Raw genomic sequence first — 20,429 nt, forward strand, 5'->3', positions numbered from 1 at the left:
GCCGAATACAGCGGTTCGCGTGGAACGCGGTGCCCGGATGCGCCGGGTGCCGTTTGCGCCGATCCTGCCGGCCTGGTTGGCCAGCCTTGGTTATCGATCGCTGTACGCGCCGACCAGGCCCGGGCCGGCGTCAGTTCAGGTGTTCGTTGAAGAAGGCCAGCGTTCGGTCCCAGGCCAGGTTCGCGGCGGCCTCGTCGTAGCGCGGGGTCGAATCGTTGTGAAACCCGTGGTTCACGCCCGGGTAGATATGCGCGGTATAGGTCTTGCCGTGCTCCTGCAGCGCGGCCTCGTAGGCCGGCCAGCCCTCGTTGATGCGCTCGTCCAGTTCGGCATAGTGCAAAAGCAGCGGCGCCTGGATATTCGGCACGTCCTCGGCGCTGGCCTGGCGGCCGTAAAACGGTACCGATGCGCCGAGTTCGGGATAGGCCACTGCCATCGCATTGCACACGCCACCGCCATAACAGAAACCGACGCAACCGACCTTGCCGGTGGTGTCTGCGTGACCTGCCAGGAATTCGTAGGCGGCGAAGAAATCGTTCATCAGCTTTTCGCCGTCGACGGTGCGTTGCAGATCGCGGCCTTCGGTATCGTTGCCGGGATAGCCACCGACCGAGCTCAGCCCGTCCGGTGCCAGCGCGATGAAGCCCGCCATGGCCAGCCGTCGCGCCACGTCCTCGATATAGGGGTTGAGGCCGCGGTTCTCGTGGACGACCACGACCGCGGGCAGGGGCCCGGTGGCTTCGGCCGGTTTCACCAGGTAGCCACGCACGTCGCCATGGCCGTTGGGCGACGGAAAGGTGATGTATTCCGGCACGATATTGGGATCGTTGAAATTGACCTGCTGCGCGAGGGCATAATTCGGCGACAGCATGTCGAGAACCGCAATGGCGGTCAGGCCGCCCACCGTGTATTTGGCCGCGCGGTCGAGAAACTCGCGTTTCGTGATCTGGCCATGGGCGTAGAAATCGTAGAGCTCCAACAGCTTCTGATCGAAATCCGCCGCGGTCATGCGGCGCTGTGGTGTCTGATCATTCATGGCGGTTTCCTCCTTGATCGCGCGCCGGGTCGGGGCTGCACTGGCTTGGCGATGCCTTTCACGATAGCACGACGGGGGGTATGGAATAAGTGGCGCTGATGCAGACAACTTTCACGATTCAGACAAAGGGACCCGGCCTGTACGATTTCACCCGCGACGTGGCGCGGTGGGTGCGGGGCAACGGATTGCTGAGCCTGTTGGTTCAGCACACATCGGCTTCGCTCTGCATCCAGGAAAACGCCGACCCCGAAGTGCAAACCGACCTTGCGGCCTTTTTCGATCGGCTGGTGCCGCCGTCCGATCACCCTGCGATGGGCTATTTGCGGCACACCTATGAAGGGCCGGATGACATGCCCGCGCATATCAAGGCCGCGCTTCTGCCGGTCAGCCTGTCGATCCCGGTGCGGGATGGGCGTCTGGTGCTGGGCACATGGCAGGGCATCTACCTGTTCGAACATCGGACCCGACCACACCAGCGGCACGTCGCCGCCCACTTGGCGGCGGATCGCTAGGCTTATCTTGCGGTCGCAATTCGCCCCTACCCAAAGTGTCGCGGCTGACCTATAGTGCCTGTGGATAAGCGGGGAATAACCCCGCGATGAGGCAGACAGTGGAATAAAGGGGACGGCTCATGCGCTGCCCGTTTTGCGGCAATATCGACACCCAAGTGAAGGATTCCCGTCCCGCGGAGGACCATGTTTCCATCCGGAGGCGGCGTTTCTGCCCGGCCTGCGGCGGGCGCTTCACCACTTACGAACGCGTGCAGTTGCGTGACCTCGTGGTCATCAAGTCCAACGGCAGGCGCGAGGATTTCGACCGGGACAAGCTGGAGCGTTCGATCAGGATCGCGCTGCAGAAACGTCCGATCGACCCTGAGCGTATCGACCAGATGATCAGCGGTATCGTGCGGCGACTGGAAAGCATGGGTGAAACCGACATCCCGTCCAAGCAGATCGGCGAGATCGTGATGGAGACGCTGGCCAGGATCGACACCGTTGCCTATGTCCGCTTTGCCAGCGTTTACAAGAATTTCCAGGCCGCCGACGATTTCGACAAGTTCGTGAGCGAGTTGCGTCCAGAGGGCCAGAAACAAGCCGAAGAGAAGTGAGCGAGGACCACCGCCACATGGCCCACGCGCTGGCCCTGGGTCGGCGCGGTTTGGGTCGGGTGTGGCCAAATCCGGCGGTGGGTTGCGTGATCGTCCGCGACGGCCGCATCGTCGGACGTGGATGGACCCAGCCCGGCGGACGGCCGCATGCCGAAACCGAAGCCTTGCGCCACGCCGGCGCTGCGGCACGTGGCGCCACTGCCTATGTCTCGCTGGAACCCTGTGCGCATCATGGTGCGACGCCGCCTTGCGCCGAAGCGCTGGTTGCGGCGGGTGTGGCCCGCGTGGTCGCGCCTTTGCAGGACAGCGACCCGCGGGTGTCAGGCCAGGGTTTCGCGATCCTGCGCAAGGCCGGGGTCGAGGTGACGACCGGTGTTCTGGCCGAGGCCGCCGCGCGGGATCACGCCGGTTTCTTCCTGCGTATCACGCGGGGACGGCCTTTCCTGACGTTGAAGCTGGCGCTGTCTCTGGACGGGCGCATCGCCACGGCCACCGGTGAAAGCCAGTGGATCACCGGACCGGAAGCGCGCCGCGCCGTGCAAGGGTTGCGGGCGTGCCATGACGCGGTGTTGGTCGGTGCCGGGACTGCGCGCGCAGACGATCCGGCGCTGACGGTGCGGGATTTCGGCGATGTCGGACAGCCCGTGCGGGTCGTCGCCTCGCGGCTCATCGACCTGCCGTTGATGAGCCAGATGGCGCGCACGGCGGCCGAGATACCGGTCTGGATCTGCCATGGCCCGGATGCGCCGCCCGAGAAACGCGCGGCCTGGAGCGGCCTTGGCGCGCGCTTGCTGCCCTGCGCACTGCAGGCCGGTCGCCTGGATCCCGGTGCGATGCTGCACGCTCTGGGCCAGGCCGGTTTGACCCGCGTGTTGTGTGAGGGGGGGGGACAGCTGGCGGCGGCGCTGCTGACCGGCGATCTCGTGGACGAATTGCAGGTCTTCACCGCCGGAATTGCGCTTGGAGCCGAAGGTCAGCCCGGTCTGGGCGTTCTGGGGCTGAGCAGGCTTGCGGATGCACCGCGGTTGCGGCTTGTGGATATCTCGGCGGTGGGTGGCGATCTTCGGCACGTCTGGACGAGGCACGAAAAGGCTTGAAAAGCTAGGCGTTTTCAGAGTGTTGTTTTCCGAAGGCCGCGTCGCGCGATGCTGTCGAAATGCTGTGGATAGCACCAAAACACGTTTGAAACGGTCGGCTTCGCACATCATCCTCGGCCGTCGTGTCAACGCCGCCAGAGATGTGCCTGACTGGCCAGCAATCCTTGAACCTTTGACACTATGCGCAGGGCGGCGCCGGTCCTGGGGATATCCTGCGCCGCCAGCCGTTCGACGATCACCTCGGCCGGGCAGGCCAGGCCGGTGACCGGATCACGGTAGCGCGGGTAGCGGATCAGCGTCGCATGGACCAGCGCATTCAGGTCGGGACGAGGCCCGGCAAGGCGACGTTCCGGCACCGGCCCCAAGTCACGGGTAAGACCCCAGCCGGCGTAGAACGGGGCGCCCAAAGTCGTGACTTTGCAACCTCTTAGCAGTGCTTCGAACCCCGCGAGCGATGTCAGGGTCCAGACTTCGTCCACCTGCGACAGCAACGGCGCGATAGGCACATGCGACAGGGTCGCATCGGCCCAGCGTCCGGGGTCTTCGACCCGTCCCTTGCGCAACCCGGCCTCGACATCCGGATGCGGCTTCCACAGGATCACCGCGTCAGGATTGGCCGTGCGAGCCTGTTCCAGAAGTGCCGTATTGCTTCGGATATCCGGGCTGCCCCGCAGGATCGACGCGTCGTCCTCGACCTGACCGGGCACCAGGATCCGCCGACCGGTCGGCAGGACAGGCAAATCGCCGGAAAGGTTGTATTTGGACAAGTTCTCGCCGATCAGCCGCGCCATCAGTCGCTCGGCACGTTCGGATTCATCCGGGCGTAACCCTGCGGCGGATTGCCGGATCATCGTTTCCAGATCACTGGTCCGGGCAGGATCGTAATAGATGCCGGTCTTGTCGACGACCAGCGACAGCGGCGGAACCAGTTCCGCCCCCAATCCTCGCGATCGCAGGAAACCGTCTTCGATCCGCACGATGTCTTCGGCCGGATCGGCCTTGCTCGCCCAACCCATCAGCCGCCGCCCTGATGACAAGGCACGGCGGTGCGCGGCGGCACCGTCGTTTTTGAAGACCACGCCGCGCGGAGTGCCGAAAAAGCCCTGGATCGCGGGGCGTTTCCACAGCCGCATGTCGCGGGCGACCCAGCCCCGGCAATCCTCGGACCAGGCGCGCGCGCGGGCTTCGAGCGTGTCGAGAACCTGTTCGAGGGCGCATAACCGGTCGTGGTAGGGGTCGTACCACGTGGGATAAAGGATCAGCGCAGCGGCCACGAGTTGGGCGCGCGTCAGTTTGCGCTGGCGTCGTGCGACGGGGTTTTCGTCATCGCTGAGGCCCCAGCCGGAATAGAACGGCTGGCCGAAAACGCGCGGGCGGTGACCCGCGATGATCGCCTCGAACCCCATCTGAGAGGAGACGGTGTAGACAGCGGTGGCGCCCTCGAGCAAGGCGAAAGGCGCGATTTTCCCATCGAACAGCGTCACGTTTCCGTCGCCGTCGCCTTCCCGGAAATAGCCCGGGCGCAATCCGCGGGCCGTTTCCGGATGCGTTTTCAGCAAGATGCGCGCATTTGGATGCTCTTCGCGGGCGACGAACAGCATCTCGAGAAACCGGTTGCGATCGGCCTTGCTGGCGGTGACCGACGCATCGCCGCGCACCTGGTCGACGACCAACACGTAACCGGGTTCGGGCAGCACGGTATCGGGGTCATGCGCGCTGTATTTGCTCAACCGCGCCGCCTGCATCCGCGCCATCGCATGGCGTGCGCGGTTCAACAGCGCATGGTCGTCCAGCGTATGCGTGGCCAGCAGTGTCTCGAGGTCCGACGGTTGGGTCGGATCGAAATGCAGCCCTGTCCGGTCGATCAACAGCCCCAGCGGGGCATCGCCTGCCCGGCCCGGATGCAGCGAGCGCAGAAAGGGGTCTTCGATCCGCACCAGCGGCGCGCCCCGGCTTTCGGCCACGGCAATCCCGCGTTGCGCGGTGGGCGACGCACCCCAGATACCGACCAGATCGTCAGGCCCAGGCCGGCCGAGGCTGATCTGGTAGCCTGCCAGTTGCAGGATCCGCCTTACCCGCCGCTGGAACAGGAAGCCGCCATTATACACAAAAAGCCGCCGGGAGATTTCGCTCCCGGCGGTCACCTGTCCCTCGGGTTGTCCCAAGTCCTTTATCCTCCGGAGCCGATCCCGGATGCCAGCGTGTCCGCCGTGCTGACGACCGAACCGACGGTCGTGAGCGACCCGGTCAGCGCCGAGATCGTCTTGTTCCACTGCGTGAACGGCGCTTCGGTCACGTAGAGCGTGTCGCCGTCGCGGACCGAGAAATCGCGCGCCATGAACATGCCGTTCGGTTCGGTCAGGTCCAGAACATAGACCAGGCGCTGAGCGCCGATCAGGTCGGTCCGCCCCATGACCTGGTTGGCGATCTCGGCGGGTTCGTTGCGGAAGATGAAGACGCCGGTCGGGTCGGCCGCCGAAGGCAAGAGCCCGCCCACCTGCGCGATCGCCTCGATCGCCGAAAGCGTCTGTGTTTCGAACGGCACGCGCGCCTGCGTTCCGGTGGCGCCAAGCGCCGTGAAGGCGCGGCTGTCTTCCTCGACAAGGATGCGGTCTCCACCACGCAAGGCGATGTCGAATTCCGGATGCTGATACAGATCCTGGAACCAGATCTTGCCGGTCTTGTGACCGCGCAGGATCGTCACCTGGGCGATTTCGGGTTCGATGGTGATGCCGCCGGCGCGTGCCAGCATGGACGACAGCGTACGGGTCGGGCGTTCGATGGCATAGACGCCTTGTCCGCCCACCGCACCGACAAGGCTGACGGTCGAACCATCGCCGGCGACGCGGCGCACCTCGACCTGGGGGTCCGGTGTCTGGTCGGCGAGCTTGCTGGTGATGATCCGCCGGATGGCTTCGGGCGTGTTGCCCGATGCCTTGATGCGCCCGGCATAGGGGACAAAGATGAAGCCCGAGCCGTCGACCTGCACCTCTTCCAGGATGGTGGCGTTCGCGGTGTCGGTCGCCAGCAAACCGTCATCGACGTTTTCCCAGATCGTCAGACCCAACGTGTCACCGGGGCTGATCGTATCCGAGCCGACCACGCCTGCATTCTTGAAATCTTCGGTAAAGCCCAGGGCGGGAACGACAGCGGTGGCGCGGGTCACGCGATCGTTGACGGCGACGACGAATGCGTCGCCTTCACGCTGCACAGAGCCCGCGAAAATCTCGCGCTTGTTGGGGCCGACGCGCGGAAGACCGCAGGATGCCAGGATCGACACCGCAGCCAAAAGCGCGACCGCCCGTGCCCAACGGGAGGGGATGTGTTTCACTGCTCGGTCTCCTCGACCTTGTTGTTTTCTGCCTCAGGTTTTGGCGGTAACGTACCGGAGTCCAGCGGAAAAAGCCAGTACCACCGCTGGTATCCGTCAGGTCACGATGCGCAACTGTTGCCGCGGCGCCGCGGTCCCCAGCCGCAGCGCGTCGTAAGGATCATCGGGCGACAACATCATGTCGACCACCTGCCGCAGCAGTTGCCGGCGCCCGCGCGCAGAGTAGAAACCACCCGGAATTTGCGAGGTTTCCAGCAGGTAACGGCGGAAATCCCGATAGGCCCGGCTGTCGGGGCGCGTCGGCGTGGCGAAAAATTCGGGCAGCGGTTGGGTCGAGACGAAATCGGGTTTTCCATAGATCGCTTCGCCGAAGACCTTGAGCGGAATCCCGCGCCACAAAACCTGTTGGCCGGCGGTGGAATTGACCGTCACGGCGCTGCGCGCATCGTTCAAGAGCTGCGCCAGCTTGCCCCCCCGGACATAGTGGATGCGCCCCGTCAGCCCGTGGCGCCGGGCCAGATCGCGGATGGTGCGGCGCAACGGAACGCGGCCATCCTCAAGCGGGTGGGCCTTGAACACCAGGTGGTGATGCCCCGGCGCGCCGGTCGCGAAACCCTCGATCACGAGTTCGACGAACTCGGTCATCGAGCGGAAGGGCGAATGCTGGCGAAAGCTGGAATCGTGTTCGAGTTGCAGCAGCACGAGGTGATAGGGAAAGCCGCCCAGCCGGATGCGGGCGGTTTCGATCTTGCGTTCGACCCAGCTCAGCGGCATCAGCATCAGGCGTCTCAGATACAGGGCGAATTCCTGCGCCACATGCAGGTCGCGATGCGGTCGGAAATTGCGGTAATCTCCGTTCCGCACCATGACGAACCAGTGATAAAGCGCGCCGTAGAAGATGTGTTCGCGCATGTCGCCCCAGCGGGCCGGAGGAAGCGGGGCCTCCATGTCGGACAGGGCAAGCGCGGCGCGCATGTCCGCCACTTCGGTCTGCATCAGCCGGGAAAACCCGTTCGAGCCGCCGCGTTCGTAAGTCACCCAGTAGGGACGCAGGTAGCCTTCTTCGAAGACATGGATCGTCAGGCCGCGTGCGCGCGCCTCTTCGATGGCCTCGGCGTGAATCGGGCGCACATCGCCATAAAGCACGATGTCGGTGACGCCCTTCTCGGCGACCAGCGCGACGAAGTTGTCTCGCCACGTGTCGGCCGTGCCGCGATAGGGGATAAAGCTGCGGGGGTGAAACCAGAAGGCGCGGTCGCCGGCGTTGAAACCCACGCGCCAGACATCGGCGCCGGTGCGGCGCAACATCGTCCCCAAACGGTGAAAGAACGGCCCGTGCGGCCCCTGCAGGAACAGAAAGACCCGTTTGTCGCCGGTTGCCTTGCTCATGGGCGCGGATTATCCAACTCGTCAAAGCCCTGTCTTAGCGCCGGAGTCCGGCGAAAGTAAGGCTAGGCAAGGCCGGGCCGGAAAGGAAGTGACGATGTTCACCGGGATTGTGACCGATATGGGCCAGGTGCGCGCCCTTCAACGCCGTGGCGACCTGCGCGCGCGCATCGGCACGCGCTACGACACGGACGGGATCGATATCGGCGCGTCGATCGCCTGCGACGGGGTGTGCCTGACGGTGGTGGAAACCGGTCCCGACTGGTTCGATGTCGAGATCAGCGCCGAAACCTTGTCCAAGACCAACCTGGGTGGTTGGGCCGAGGGGCGGCGGATCAACCTGGAACGTGCGTTGAAAGTGGGCGACGAACTGGGCGGGCATATCGTGTCGGGCCATGTCGACGGGTTGGCCGAGATCGTGGCGATGACCGATGAGGGCGACAGCACCCGCGTGACATTGCGTGCACCGCAGCCACTCGCGCGCTTTATCGCGCCCAAGGGGTCGGTGGCGCTGAACGGCACGTCGCTGACGGTGAACGAGGTCGATGGGCGCGATTTCGGCATCAACTTCATCCCGCATACCAAGGCGGTGACGACCTGGGGGCAGGCCAAGGTCGGTGACATGGTGAACCTCGAGATCGACACGCTGGCGCGGTATGTCGCGCGGTTGGCCGAGATGTCCTGACCTTCATCTTGCCGGCAAACGCCGGGGGGGCTCCGCAAGGGCAGGGGCAGCGCCCCCTCCGACGCGTGTGTCACTCCGCCGGCTGGAACCCCTCGATCAGCTGACGCAGCCCCAGGGCGGCCCCGACGAATATGGCGGCGAAGGTCAGCGGTGCCGACAGCGCCAGCACCGAAAAGGCCGACAGCCCCTGTCCGATCGAACAGCCGAGCGCGATCACCGCGCCGGCGCCCATCAGCGCGGCACCGATGATCTGGCGGCGCAGTTCACGCGGGTCTTCGCAGGCCTCCCAGCGGAAATGGCCCTTGATGAGCGAGCCGGCGAAAGCGCCCAGCCAGACACCCGCGACCGATCCGACGGCAAAGGACACCGGACGCGCCGACCCGGTCATCCACCACAGGATGGATTCCCCAAGCGGCGCGGCGAAACTGTGGGATACCACCGGCAGGCCCTCGAATCCCGTCGTGGCGACCCAGGTGGTTCCAGCCCATCCCGACAGCACGGCCAGCGCCACAGCGGCGGACCAGCCGACCTGCTTGGGCTTGGCCCAAAGCGCCCGCGACATGGCGGAAAAAGCGAAGATCACCGCGCCGAGCGTCATGCCGATCACCGGCACGGGCAATCCTGCCGCGGCGCCGATGCCGTGCGCGATGCCAGGCGCGGTGCCAGTGGATTCGACCTGCGGAAACAGCGCCGCGCGCAATGGCGCCAGGGGACCCGACAGCACGACATAGGTCGACACGCCCATCACCAGAACGATAACGAAGCTGCGCAGGTCGCCGCCACCCAGCCGGGCGATGGCGCCGTATCCGCAATTGCCCGCCAGCGCCATTCCGTACCCGAAAATCAACCCGCCGATCACCGCGGCCACGGGCATGAACCGGATCGACAGGTAGTAGGTATCGCCGCCGTCCAGCCAGCCCAGTCCCATCAGGGCGAAGCTGCCCATCACCGCCAGGCCGATCGCGACGCCCCACATGCGCATTCGCACGTCCGAACCGCCGTAAAGCACATCCTCGATGGCGCCCAGCGTGCAGAAGCGGCCGAGCCGCGCAGCCAGGCCCAGCAGCACGCCACCGAAAAGCCCGACGAGGGCGACAAGCACATGGTCGCTGAACAGATCTGTCATCGGTCCGGGCCTCCTCCCTGCCCGGGCCTTCACTATGCGAAGGTATGCGAATTATCGCAAGTGTCGGATCAGTCGTCCTTGCAGAACAGCTCGTAGACCGTTTCCAGCATTTTCCGAGGCCGGTCATCGGCGAGGCGGTAATAGATCGCCTTGCCCTCGCGCCGGGGCACGACCAGCCCTTCCAGCCGCAGACGCGACAATTGCTGGCTGACCGCGGCCTGACGAGCCGACAGCAGTTCCTCTAGCTCGGTCACGGATTTTTCGCCGGTGACCAGATGACACAGGATCATCAGCCGGCCTTCATGGCTGATTGCCTTGAGAAAGGCCGAGGCGGTGGTCGCCTTGTCGACGATGCTGTCCAGTTCTTCTTCGGTCAGGTCGTCGTGCAGAACCGGCAAACCCATGGGGGCCTCCTTCAATTCGTGGCCGGCATGAGATCCGGCTGATAGTCGGTGTGGCGCTCCAGCAGTTGCGCGAAGAGCGGCCAGAAGAAATCCTCGCCCGGATAGCCTTCGATCCGGCCCAGTTCCCGGCCCTCGTCGATCAGGATGAAGGTCGGCGTGAATGTCACGCGGCGCGCATAGGCCACACCCTCGGGCGCGCCGTCGGCGATATCCACGCGCCACAGGGGCGCGAACTGTCCTTCGGCGGTCTTGGAATAGGCCGGAGCGATCTGCCGGTCCCAGAGTTCGCAATACACGCAGCCTGGCTGGTCCACCATGACCAGACGGGGCTCTGCCGTGGCGGGCAGGCCGATCGACCCGATCAAGGTCGCGGCGGACAGAAGAACGGCACGGATCATGTCAAACCGATTGACGTTGCTTTGATGAACAACTTAATCTGAATATGTGAATTGATCAAGGAAAGGCGCCCGGCATGTTGGATATTTCCTTCGCGGGTGCGGCTTTTGCCGGGCTGTTGAGCTTTTTCACGCCCTGCATTCTGCCCATGGTGCCATTCTACCTGTGTTACATGGCCGGAATATCCATGGCCGAATTGCGCGACGATGCGGGTATCACGCCCGGCGCGCAACGGCGGTTGATCGTTTCGGCGCTGTTCTTTGCCGCCGGGGTGACGACGATCTTTGTCCTGCTGGGGATGGGCGCAACGGCAGTCGGGCAGGCCTTTGCCGATTGGCGGCGGCCTTTGTCCTATCTTGCCGCGGGCATCCTGCTGGTCTTCGGTCTGCATTTTCTGGGCGTGATCCGTATCGGCTTTCTTTATCGCGAAGCGCGGATCGAAAGCACGGCCGAGCCGACGACGATCCTGGGTGCCTACCTGATGGGGCTAGCCTTTGGTTTCGGCTGGACGCCCTGTGTCGGACCGGCCCTGGCGTCGATCCTGATGATCGCGTCCGGCATGGGCGATATCTGGCGCGGCGGGTTGCTCTTGCTGGTCTACGGCGCGGCGATGACGGCGCCTTTCGTGATCGCCGCGCTGTTTTCCGGCCCGTTCCTGCGCTGGACCGCGCGGCACCGGTCCAAACTGGTCTACGTTGAAAAAGTGATGGGCGGGATGCTGATCCTGTTCGCTATACTGATCGCAACCGAAAGCGTGAACGTCATCGGGCAATGGATGTTGGAGACCTTTCCCGGCTGGGTCGCGCTGAGCTGAAACAAGGGGGAATGCCATGAAACACTGGGTGATCGGCGCGCTGATGGCAGCGATGGCGCTGCCGCTTTCGGCGGCCGAGATGGGCGATGACGGGCTGCACAAGCAGCCGTGGATGCGCGACACGTTCAAGGACTTGCGCGAGGATCTCGCCGAGGCCAATGCCGAGGGCAAGCGCCTGGTCCTGTTCTTCGAACAACGTGGATGCATCTACTGCACCAAGATGCATGAAGAGGTGTTTTCGAACGCCGTCATCAGCGACTACATCGCAGAGAATTTCTTCGTGGTGCAACTGAACCTCTACGGTGACGTCGAGGTCGTCGATTTCGACGGGGAATCACTGCCGGAAAAGGAGATGGCGCGGAAATGGCGCGTGATGTTCACGCCCAACATCGTGTTCCTGCCCGAAGAGGTGCCCGAAGGGATGACGGCCGTCGATGCCGCCGTCGCCGTCATGCCGGGTGCATTCGGCAAGGGAACGACGAAGGACATGTTCACCTGGGTCGCCGAAAAGCGCTATGCGCTTGATAACGGAGAGGATTTCCAGCGCTACCATGCGCGGATGATTCAAGAGCGCAACAACGGCAACTTTGATTGAACCGGAAAAAACCCACGTATCAATTCACATCCGTGAATTTGTTGTTGCGTAAAAGGTGTACGGTAGCCTACGGTATACGAAGTCAAGCGCGCCGGGCCTCGGCGCAGCCAGACAGGGAGGGATCATGAGGCTGACAATCATCACGGCGGCACTGGCGCTGAGCGGGGGGCTGGCAATGGCCAACCCGGTCGCACCGGGCGACGTCGCATTCGACGACTATGGCGCGATCGAAGCGTCGCTGACCGGACAACCCGGCAATCCCGACAACGGCCGGGAAATCATGATCGCGCGCGGCAAGGGGAATTGCCTTGCCTGCCATGAAGTGACCGCGCTCAAGGACGCGCCGTTCCACGGCGAGGTCGGCCCGATGCTGGACGGCATAGGCGCCAACCGCACCGAGGCGGAACTGCGCGGTATCGTCGCCAATGCCAAGAAGACGTTCGAAGGCACCGTCATGCCGGCTTTCTACAAGACCTCGGGCTTCGTGCGCCCGGGCGACGGGTATACCGGCAAGGCCGCCAAGGAAGAAGACCTGATGCCGATCCTGACGGCGCAGGAGATCGAGGATGTGGTCGCGTTCCTGCTGACATTGCAGGACGGCTGACCGCCTAGCTGAGGAGACAAGACATGGATTTCACACGCCGTGAAACCCTGGCCATGGGGGCGGGCGCCGCGCTCGTGACCGTGCTGCCGTTCCAGGCGAATGCTGCCGTGGACGACCTGATCAACGCCTTCACCGGCGGGGCCGCCACCGGCGATGCGGGCGTCGAACTGACTGCGCCGGAAATCGCCGAGAACGGCAATACGGTGCCAATCGCGGTCGCCGCCGAAGGCGCGTCGGCGATCATGGTCCTGGCGGCCGGAAACCCCACGCCGCCCGTGGCCACGTTCAATTTCGGCCCGCTCGCCGCCAGCCAGTCCGCAAGCACGCGGATCCGCCTGGCAGGCACGCAGGACATCATTGCAGTGGCCAAACTGGCCGATGGCAGCTTTGCCCGCACGTCGAAGACCGTGAAGGTCACGATCGGCGGCTGTGGCGGCTAAGGGAGAGGAGTTCAAGACATGGCATCCGATGTGAAACCCCGCGTCAAGGTCCCGAAGAAAGCCGCAGCCGGAGAGGCGATCACCATCAAGACGCTGATCAGTCACAAGATGGAATCGGGTCAGCGCAAGGACAGCGACGGCAACAAGATCCCGCGGTCCATCATCAATCGCTTCACCTGCGATTTCAACGGACAGAACGTGATCGACATCACGCTCGAGCCGGCGATTTCGACCAACCCGTACTTCGAATTCGAAGCCACCGTGCCCGAAGCCGGTGAGTTCAAGTTCACCTGGTACGACGATGACGGGTCGGTCTACGAAGACGCCAAGGCGATCGAAGTCTGAATGGCCGCGCGCCTTGCCCGGGCTTGCCGGGCAAGGTTGCACAAAGGGAGGGAAACTATATGAAATTCAAGGCAATGACGGCGATCGCCGCCTTGCTGGCCGCACCGGTTGTCTTTGCCGGCGGCCCTGATGACGACACTCTCGTGATCAATGGCGAGACAGAGATGGTCACCAAGACCGCAGCGCCCCCGGCAATGCAGGAGGCCGGGATCGAGGAGGTCATTTCGGGCTGGCATTTCCGAACCGATGAAACCCAGTCTCTGCAGATGGACGATTTCGAAAATCCGGCAATGATCTTCGTCGATCAAGCCATGGATTACTGGCAGACGGTCGACGGAAGCGAGGGCAAGTCCTGTGCGTCGTGCCACGAAAGCGTCGAGCAATTCGCCGGCCTCACCGCCTCCATGCCCAAGGTAATCGACGGCAAGCTGACGACGATGGAAGACCTGCTGAACGATCACCGGGCCAGCGCGATGGGCGCCGAGCCATGGAAATGGTCGAGCGACGAGATGCAGGCGATGGTCGCGTTGATCGCGCTGCAGTCGCGTGGCATGCCGGTGAATGTGGACATCGACGGAGAAGCCCGGCCCTTCTGGGAGAAGGGCAAAGAGATGTATTACACGCGGTATGGACAGCTCGAACTGTCCTGCGCGTCCTGCCATGAAGAGAATTATGGCAACTACATCCGCGCCGACCATCTTAGCCAGGGTCAGATCAACGGCTTTCCGACCTACCGTCTGAAGCAAGCCAAGCTGATCTCCAAGCACAACCGTTTTCGCGGCTGCATCCGCGACACCCGGGCCGAAACCTTTGCCGAAGGATCCGACGAATTCCGCGCGCTCGAGTTGTATGTCGCTTCGCGCGGCAACGGCCTGAGCGTCGAAACTCCGGCGGTCCGTCAGTAACCCGAAACCCCGCGTCGGGCGACCGACGCGGGGTTTTTCGTCCATTTCCCATGCACACATGCGCATGTGTGTCGAGCAACAGAAAGACGGTCCCATGATCTCACGTCGCGATTTCCTGCAGGTGTCCATGGCGGCTTCGGCGATGGTCGGGGCCAGCGGGTTTGGCAACTGGGCGCGTCTGGCCGCGCAGCAAAGCCTGACCCAGGACCAGCTCTTGCAGTTCGACACGTTCGGCAATCTCAGCCTGATCCACGTGACGGACATACACGCACAACTGATGCCGATCTATTTCCGCGAACCCTCGGTGAATATCGGTGTGGGGGAAAACAAGGGCGCCGTGCCGCACATCACCGGCGCCGATTTCCGCAGGCTTTACGGAATCGACGATGGCAGTCCGTCCCACTACGCGCTGTCCTCTGGCGATTTCGAGGCATTGGCCCGCGCCTATGGCCGCGTCGGCGGGATGGATCGGGTCGCCACCATCGTGAACGCTATCCGTGCCGACCGTCCCGATGCGCTGCTGCTGGACGGCGGGGATACCTGGCACGGTTCCTACACCTGCTATCACACGGCCGGGCAGGACATGGTCAACGTCATGAATGCGCTGAACCCCGACGCGATGACCTTCCACTGGGAATTCACGCTGGGGTCAGAGCGGGTCCAGGAGCTGGTGGAGAGCCTCCCCTTCGCCGCCCTGGGCCAGAACATCTTCGACGCGGAATGGGACGAGCCGTCCGAGCTGTTCCCGCCCTACAAGATGTTCGAGCGCGGCGGCACCAAGATCGCCGTCATCGGTCAGGCGTTTCCCTACATGCCCATCGCCAACCCGCGCTGGATGTTCCCGGAATACAGCTTCGGCATCCGCGACGAAAACATGCAAGCGATGGTGGACGAGGTGCGCGCCGAGGGCGCCGAGCTTGTCGTGGTGCTCAGCCATAACGGCTTCGACGTCGACAAGAAGATGGCCAGCAAAGTCTCCGGGATCGACGTTATCCTGTCGGGACACACCCATGACGCGCTGCCCGAACCGGTGTTGGTGGGCGAGACGATCATCGTGGCCAGCGGATCGAACGGAAAGTTCGTCAGCCGCGTCGACCTGGACGTGCGCGACGGCCGCATGATGGGGTTCCGTCACAAGCTGATACCCGTCTTCTCGGATGTTATCGCGCCCGACCCGGCGATGGCCGCGGTGATCGAGGAACAGCGCGCGCCCTACAAGGATGCGTTGGCCGAGGTGATCGGCCAGACCGACAGCACGCTGTACCGCCGCGGCAATTTCAACGGCACCTGGGACGACCTGATCTGCGATGCGCTGATTTCGGAACGCGAAGCCGATATCGCCTTGTCGCCGGGCGTCCGCTGGGGCCCGTCGCTGATCCCCGGCGACCCGATCACGCGCGAGGATATCTGGAACGTCACATCGATGACCTACGGCGAAGCCTATCGCACGGAAATGACGGGCGAATTCCTGAAGATCGTGCTTGAGGACGTGGCCGACAACATCTTCAACCCCGATCCCTATTACCAGCAGGGCGGGGACATGGTCCGCACCGGGGGACTGGGCTACCGGATCGACATCGGCCAACCGCAGGGCAGCCGGATTTCCGAGATGACCCTGCTCAAGACCGGCGAGGCGATCGATCCGTCGAAATCCTACGTGGTCGCGGGATGGGCGAGCGTGAACGAAGGCACCGAGGGACCGCAGATTTGGGACGTGGTGGAAAGCCATATCCGCAAGCAGGGCACCGTCGTGGTCGCCCCGAACAATTCTGTCGAGGTTGTGGGCGCCTGACGCCCGCTGATGGAGGATGACATGAGCAATCAGAACAAAGGGGCGTCGCGCCGCCAGTTCCTGACCGGGGCCGCCGCGCTTGGCGCGGGCGCTGTCGCAGGGGCAGCCAAGGCGAACACGCCGGATCCGCTGATCACCGAGGTGCAGGACTGGGCCGCGGGCCTGGGCGACGGTGTGGATGCCACTCCGTACGGCCTGCCCATCGACTACGAATCCGACGTGGTCCGGCGCAATGTCGAATGGCTGACCGCCGACACGATCAGTTCGATCAACTTCACGCCGATCCACGCGCTGGATGGCACGATCACGCCGCAGGGCTGCGCGTTTGAGCGCCACCATTCCGGTGCGATCGACCTGCCCAAGGACGATTACCGTTTGATGATCAACGGTCTGGTGGATACGCCGCTGGTCTTCACCTATGCCGATCTGGAGCGCTTTCCGCGCGAAAATCATGTCTATTTCTGCGAATGCGCGGCCAATACCGGCATGGAATGGGCCGGTGCGCAGCTGAACGGCGCCCAGTTCACCCACGGCATGATCCACAACATGGAATATACCGGCGTGCCGCTGCGCACCCTGCTGAACGAGGCCGGGCTTTCGGGCGACATGTCGGGCAAGTGGGTGTTCGTCGAAGGCGCTGATGCGTCGTCGAACGGCCGGTCGATCCCGATGGAGAAGGCGCTGGACGACGTGCTGGTGGCCTTCAAGGCCAATGGCGAGGCGCTGCGCAAGGAACACGGCTATCCCGTGCGTCTGGTCGTGCCGGGCTGGGAAGGCAACATGTGGGTCAAGTGGCTGCGCCGGATCGAGGTCATGGACGGCCCGGTGGAGAGCCGCGAGGAGACCAGCAAATACACCGACACGCTGGAAGACGGCACCAGCCGCAAATGGACCTGGGTGATGGACGCCAAGTCGGTCATCACCTCGCCCAGCCCGCAATCGCCCATCGCCCATGGGCACGGTCCGCTGGTGATCACCGGTCTGGCCTGGTCCGGTCACGGGGCCATCACGCGAGTCGATGTCAGCAAGGATGGCGGCATCACCTGGGAGACCGCGCGCCTGGCCAAGCCGGGCGAGAAAATGGCGCTGACGCGGTTCTACCTCGATACCGATTGGAGCGGTGAAGAGATGCTGCTGCAATCGCGCGCGATCGACGAAACCGGCTATGTCCAGCCCACCAAGGCGCAATTGCGCGAAGTGCGCGGGCTGAACTCGATCTACCACAACAACTGCATCCAAACCTGGCACGTGAAGCCCAATGGGGAGGCGGAAAATGTCGAAGTTTCCTAAGCTTGTCACACTGACTGCCGCCGCGGCGCTGTTGGCCGCCCCTGCGATGGCCGAGAAATACGGTCTGGGCCGCCCCGCGTTGCCCGAGGAAATCGCCGCCTGGGATCACGACGTCAGTCCAGATGGAACCGGCCTGCCGCCGGGGTCGGGCTCGGTCGAGGATGGCGAAGTGCTGTTTTCGGACAACTGCGCGGTCTGCCACGGCGAATTCGCCGAAGGCGTCGACAACTGGCCGGAACTTGCGGGCGGTTTCGACACGCTGGACGATGACGACCCGGTCAAGACCGTGGGCAGCTACTGGCCCTACCTGTCGACTGCCTGGGATTACGTTCACCGCTCGATGCCCTTCGGCAATGCGCAGTCTCTGTCGGATGACGATGTCTATGCCATCGTCGCCTACATCCTCTATTCCAATGACCTGGTGGATGAGGATTTCGTGTTGTCGAACGAGAACTTTCTCGAGGTCGAGATGCCCAACGCGGATGGTTTCATCATCGACGACCGTGAAACCACGGAATACGTGAATTGGCGGGCCGAGCCCTGCATGACCGGATGCAAGGACAGCGTCGAGATCACCATGCGCGCGACGGTGCTCGATGTGACGCCGGATGTGGAAGGCGACGAGGAAGCGGCGATGGAGCCGGCCGAAGAACCCGTCGTCGTGGCAGCCGTCATCGACGAAGCGCTTGCGGCCGAGGGCGAGGCCGTCTTCAAGAAATGCAAGTCCTGCCACCAGGTCGGCGACGGCGCCAAGAACAAGACCGGCCCGCATCTGAACGGTGTCATGGGCCGCGCCATCGGCGGCGTCGAGGGCTTCAAGTATTCCAAGGTCATGGGCGAGGCGGGCGGCGTCTGGGACGATGCGACGCTGGCCGCGTTCTTGGCCAAGCCGCGCGAGGCGATGAAGGGCACCAAGATGTCCTTTGCGGGCTTGCGCAGCGACGAAGAAATTGCTGCTGTAACGGAATACCTCAAGACCTTCACGGAGTGAACCTGGTGAAACGGTGGGTGGCATCGGCCCTTGTTGCGCTGTCCCTTTGCGGGGCGGCGCGCGCCGATGAGACAGCTGTGCCGATCGGTGATGCGGAACGTGGCGCCGAGCTTTTCCAGAAATGCAGCTCCTGCCACCAGGTCGGACCGGGCGCGGCCAACCGCGTCGGCCCGCACCTGAACGAAATCTTCGGTCGCCGCGCTGGCAGCATCGACGGTTTTCCCTATTCGAAGGCGATGCTGCGCGCCTATGGCGATGGCCTGGTCTGGGACCTGAGGCGTCTCGACGCTTACCTGGAAAACCCGCGCACGCTGGTGACCGGAACCCGGATGTCGTTTCGCGGCCTACCCGAGAAAAAGGACCGCGACGATGTTCTGGCCTATCTGCGCGGCTATTCCGCCAGCCCGCAGAACATCCCCGAATCCGCCCCGACCGCACGCAAGCTCGAGGTCGACCTGCCGCCCGAGGTTTTGGCCATCGCGGGTGACGTGGCCTATGGCGAATACCTGTCGTCGGAATGCCTGACCTGCCACAAGAAAGACGGCGCCGACGAAGGAATCCCGTCGATCACGCTTTGGCCGCAAGAGGATTTCGTGGTGGCCATGCACGCCTACAAGCGCAAGATCAGACCGCACCCGGTCATGCAGATGATGGCGGGGCGATTGAACGACGAAGAGATCGCCGCCTTGGCGGCATTTTTTGCTACGTTGAACGAATAACAAGCCGCCGGTTCCGAATCCTGCGCCGGCGATCGATTAAGGGTACAGGGAGGAGACCCAAATGACCTTGAACAGAAGACGCTTTCTGGGAACGACAGTCGCAGCGGCCGGGGTGCTTTCCGCACCGATGGTGATGGGCCAGGCCCGTCCGCGGGTGGTGGTGATCGGCGGCGGAGCCGGCGGCGCGACCGCGGCTCGGTATGTCGCCAAGGACAGCCAGGGCGCGATCGACGTGACCCTGATCGAGCCGACCCGGCGCTACTACACGTGCTTTTTCTCGAACCTCTATCTAGGCGGCTTCCGCGAGATGGAGAGCCTGGGCCATTCCTATGCGACGCTGGCCGCCGAATACGGCATCAATGTCGTGCATGACTGGGCCACGGGCGTCGATCGGGATGCAAAGACGGTGGCCCTGGCCGGTGGCGCAGCGGTTCCCTATGACCGGCTCATCATGAGCCCCGGCATCGATTTCGTCGACGGCAGCGTGCCCGGCTGGGACCTGTCGGCGCAAGGCGTGATGCCGCACGCCTACAAGGCCGGCACCCAGACGGAGCTACTCAAGCGCCAGATCATGGCGATGCCCGAAGGCGGCACCTTTGTCATGATCGCTCCGCCCAACCCCTATCGTTGCCCGCCGGGACCGTACGAACGCATCTCGATGGTTGCTCACCTGCTCAAGGCGAACAATCCCACGGCCAAGATCATCATTGCGGATCCGAAGGAGAAATACTCCAAGCAAGCGCTGTTCGAGGAAGGCTGGAACAAGCATTACGGCGGCATGATCGAAAGGCTCGGGCCGGATTTCGGCGGCGGCAATGTCAGCGTGAATCCGGCCACGATGGAGGTCGATATCGATGGCGAGGTCATCAAGGCCGACGTGGTCAACGTGATCCCCGGTCAGAAGGCCGGGGCGATCTGCGCCGCGGCGGGTCTGACCGAGGGCAACTGGGCGCCCGTCGACGGCCATTCCATGGTCAGCCGGATGGACGAAAACGTGTACATCCTCGGCGACGCGACCGACCAGGGCGACATGCCCAAATCGGGCTTCTCGGCCAACAGCCAGGCCAAGGTGGCGGCGATGGCGGTGCGCGGTGCGCTGACCGGCAGCCGGGTGTTCCCGGCGAAGTATTCGAACACCTGCTGGTCGCTGATCGCCACCGATGACGGCGTCAAGGTCGGCGCGGCCTATGAGCCGACCGATGAAAAGATCGCCAGCGTGTCGAGCTTCGTCAGCCAGACCGGCGAAGATGCCGCGATGCGCAAGACGACCTTCGAGGAAAGCATCGGCTGGTATTCCGGCATCACGTCCGACATGTTCGGCTGATCGGTACCGGATGCATAATGGGGGCACGCCGCAACGGCGTG

At 63.8% G+C, this 20,429-nt stretch carries 22 protein-coding genes; 15 read left to right on the plus strand and 7 right to left on the minus strand.

Features of this window, described 5'->3' with window-relative positions:
- Positions 1 to 130: 130 nt before the first annotated feature.
- A complete protein-coding gene (yghX, locus tag KUH32_RS11100) occupies positions 131 to 1,036 on the minus strand; it encodes a YghX family hydrolase (protein WP_217778124.1) in 906 nt (301 codons plus the stop codon).
- Between the two features lie 98 nt (positions 1,037 to 1,134).
- Between yghX and KUH32_RS11105 the strand changes: the two genes are divergently transcribed.
- The 3 genes from KUH32_RS11105 (at position 1,135) to ribD (ending at position 3,241) form a co-directional block, all read left to right on the plus strand.
- Positions 1,135 to 1,548 (plus strand): secondary thiamine-phosphate synthase enzyme YjbQ, encoded by a 414-nt coding sequence (locus tag KUH32_RS11105; RefSeq protein WP_217778125.1) that lies wholly within the window; start codon positions 1,135 to 1,137, stop codon positions 1,546 to 1,548.
- Between the two features lie 119 nt (positions 1,549 to 1,667).
- A complete protein-coding gene (gene nrdR, locus KUH32_RS11110) occupies positions 1,668 to 2,144 on the plus strand; it encodes a transcriptional regulator NrdR (protein ID WP_217778127.1) in 477 nt (158 codons plus the stop codon).
- Positions 2,141 to 3,241 (plus strand): bifunctional diaminohydroxyphosphoribosylaminopyrimidine deaminase/5-amino-6-(5-phosphoribosylamino)uracil reductase RibD, encoded by a 1,101-nt coding sequence (ribD, locus tag KUH32_RS11115; protein ID WP_348541107.1) that lies wholly within the window; start codon positions 2,141 to 2,143, stop codon positions 3,239 to 3,241. Before nrdR ends, ribD begins: the two co-directional genes overlap by 4 nt.
- A 125-nt stretch (positions 3,242 to 3,366) precedes the next feature.
- Here the strand turns inward: ribD and KUH32_RS11120 are convergent, their stop codons facing one another.
- From KUH32_RS11120 to KUH32_RS11130, 3 genes are all read right to left on the minus strand, one after another.
- Positions 3,367 to 5,406, minus strand: a complete 2,040-nt coding sequence (locus KUH32_RS11120) for a capsule polysaccharide biogenesis protein (protein ID WP_217778130.1) — start codon at positions 5,404 to 5,406, stop codon at positions 3,367 to 3,369.
- Positions 5,407 to 5,411: 5 nt separating this feature from the next.
- Positions 5,412 to 6,572: a polysaccharide biosynthesis/export family protein gene (locus KUH32_RS11125; protein ID WP_217778132.1), complete on the minus strand. Its 1,161-nt coding sequence runs from the start codon at positions 6,570 to 6,572 to the stop codon at positions 5,412 to 5,414.
- 96 nt (positions 6,573 to 6,668) lie between these two features.
- Positions 6,669 to 7,961, minus strand: coding sequence for a capsule polysaccharide biogenesis protein (locus KUH32_RS11130; protein WP_217778134.1), 1,293 nt, complete (start codon positions 7,959 to 7,961; stop codon positions 6,669 to 6,671).
- Positions 7,962 to 8,055: 94 nt separating this feature from the next.
- Between KUH32_RS11130 and KUH32_RS11135 the strand changes: the two genes are divergently transcribed.
- Positions 8,056 to 8,643 carry a riboflavin synthase gene (locus KUH32_RS11135; RefSeq protein ID WP_217778136.1) on the plus strand — a complete coding sequence of 196 codons (588 nt, stop codon included), beginning with the start codon at positions 8,056 to 8,058 and terminating at the stop codon, positions 8,641 to 8,643.
- 70 nt (positions 8,644 to 8,713) lie between these two features.
- Here the strand turns inward: KUH32_RS11135 and KUH32_RS11140 are convergent, their stop codons facing one another.
- From KUH32_RS11140 to KUH32_RS11150, 3 genes are all read right to left on the minus strand, one after another.
- Complete coding sequence (locus KUH32_RS11140; protein WP_217778138.1) at positions 8,714 to 9,769, minus strand: YeeE/YedE family protein; 1,056 nt, start codon at positions 9,767 to 9,769, stop codon at positions 8,714 to 8,716.
- A 68-nt stretch (positions 9,770 to 9,837) separates the two neighbouring features.
- Positions 9,838 to 10,173 carry an ArsR/SmtB family transcription factor gene (locus tag KUH32_RS11145; RefSeq protein ID WP_217778140.1) on the minus strand — a complete coding sequence of 112 codons (336 nt, stop codon included), beginning with the start codon at positions 10,171 to 10,173 and terminating at the stop codon, positions 9,838 to 9,840.
- An 11-nt stretch (positions 10,174 to 10,184) separates the two neighbouring features.
- Positions 10,185 to 10,571: a thioredoxin family protein gene (locus KUH32_RS11150; protein ID WP_217778141.1), complete on the minus strand. Its 387-nt coding sequence runs from the start codon at positions 10,569 to 10,571 to the stop codon at positions 10,185 to 10,187.
- 74 nt (positions 10,572 to 10,645) lie between these two features.
- Here KUH32_RS11150 and KUH32_RS11155 point away from each other — a divergent pair, with 74 nt between their 5' ends.
- The 11 genes from KUH32_RS11155 to KUH32_RS11205 all read left to right on the plus strand — a co-directional run bounded on the left by KUH32_RS11155 (position 10,646) and on the right by KUH32_RS11205 (position 20,388).
- The gene (locus tag KUH32_RS11155) at positions 10,646 to 11,383 is read left to right on the plus strand and encodes a cytochrome c biogenesis CcdA family protein (protein ID WP_217778143.1); all 738 of its coding nucleotides are present in this window, start codon (positions 10,646 to 10,648) and stop codon (positions 11,381 to 11,383) included.
- 16 nt (positions 11,384 to 11,399) lie between these two features.
- Positions 11,400 to 11,978 carry a thioredoxin family protein gene (locus KUH32_RS11160; RefSeq protein WP_217778145.1) on the plus strand — a complete coding sequence of 193 codons (579 nt, stop codon included), beginning with the start codon at positions 11,400 to 11,402 and terminating at the stop codon, positions 11,976 to 11,978.
- A gap of 124 nt (positions 11,979 to 12,102) precedes the next feature.
- The gene (soxX, locus tag KUH32_RS11165) at positions 12,103 to 12,582 is read left to right on the plus strand and encodes a sulfur oxidation c-type cytochrome SoxX (RefSeq protein ID WP_217778147.1); all 480 of its coding nucleotides are present in this window, start codon (positions 12,103 to 12,105) and stop codon (positions 12,580 to 12,582) included.
- A 23-nt stretch (positions 12,583 to 12,605) separates the two neighbouring features.
- Positions 12,606 to 13,022, plus strand: a complete 417-nt coding sequence (soxY, locus tag KUH32_RS11170) for a thiosulfate oxidation carrier protein SoxY (RefSeq protein ID WP_217778149.1) — start codon at positions 12,606 to 12,608, stop codon at positions 13,020 to 13,022.
- Between the two features lie 18 nt (positions 13,023 to 13,040).
- Complete coding sequence (gene soxZ, locus KUH32_RS11175; protein WP_217778150.1) at positions 13,041 to 13,367, plus strand: thiosulfate oxidation carrier complex protein SoxZ; 327 nt, start codon at positions 13,041 to 13,043, stop codon at positions 13,365 to 13,367.
- Between the two features lie 59 nt (positions 13,368 to 13,426).
- On the plus strand, positions 13,427 to 14,272 hold the full coding sequence (gene soxA / locus KUH32_RS11180) for a sulfur oxidation c-type cytochrome SoxA (protein ID WP_217778152.1): 846 nt from the start codon (positions 13,427 to 13,429) through the stop codon (positions 14,270 to 14,272).
- Between the two features lie 94 nt (positions 14,273 to 14,366).
- On the plus strand, positions 14,367 to 16,064 hold the full coding sequence (soxB, locus tag KUH32_RS11185) for a thiosulfohydrolase SoxB (RefSeq protein ID WP_217778154.1): 1,698 nt from the start codon (positions 14,367 to 14,369) through the stop codon (positions 16,062 to 16,064).
- Between the two features lie 21 nt (positions 16,065 to 16,085).
- Positions 16,086 to 17,354 (plus strand): sulfite dehydrogenase, encoded by a 1,269-nt coding sequence (gene soxC / locus KUH32_RS11190; RefSeq protein ID WP_217778156.1) that lies wholly within the window; start codon positions 16,086 to 16,088, stop codon positions 17,352 to 17,354.
- Positions 17,338 to 18,345, plus strand: coding sequence for a c-type cytochrome (locus KUH32_RS11195; protein ID WP_217778158.1), 1,008 nt, complete (start codon positions 17,338 to 17,340; stop codon positions 18,343 to 18,345). Before soxC ends, KUH32_RS11195 begins: the two co-directional genes overlap by 17 nt.
- Before the next feature lie 2 nt (positions 18,346 to 18,347).
- A complete protein-coding gene (locus tag KUH32_RS11200; protein ID WP_217778424.1) occupies positions 18,348 to 19,064 on the plus strand; it encodes a c-type cytochrome in 717 nt (238 codons plus the stop codon).
- 61 nt (positions 19,065 to 19,125) lie between these two features.
- Complete coding sequence (locus KUH32_RS11205) at positions 19,126 to 20,388, plus strand: NAD(P)/FAD-dependent oxidoreductase (RefSeq protein ID WP_217778160.1); 1,263 nt, start codon at positions 19,126 to 19,128, stop codon at positions 20,386 to 20,388.
- Positions 20,389 to 20,429: the final 41 nt, after the last annotated feature.

It is taken from the genome of Thalassococcus arenae (assembly GCF_019104745.1).
Lineage (GTDB): Bacteria > Pseudomonadota > Alphaproteobacteria > Rhodobacterales > Rhodobacteraceae > Thalassococcus_B > Thalassococcus_B arenae.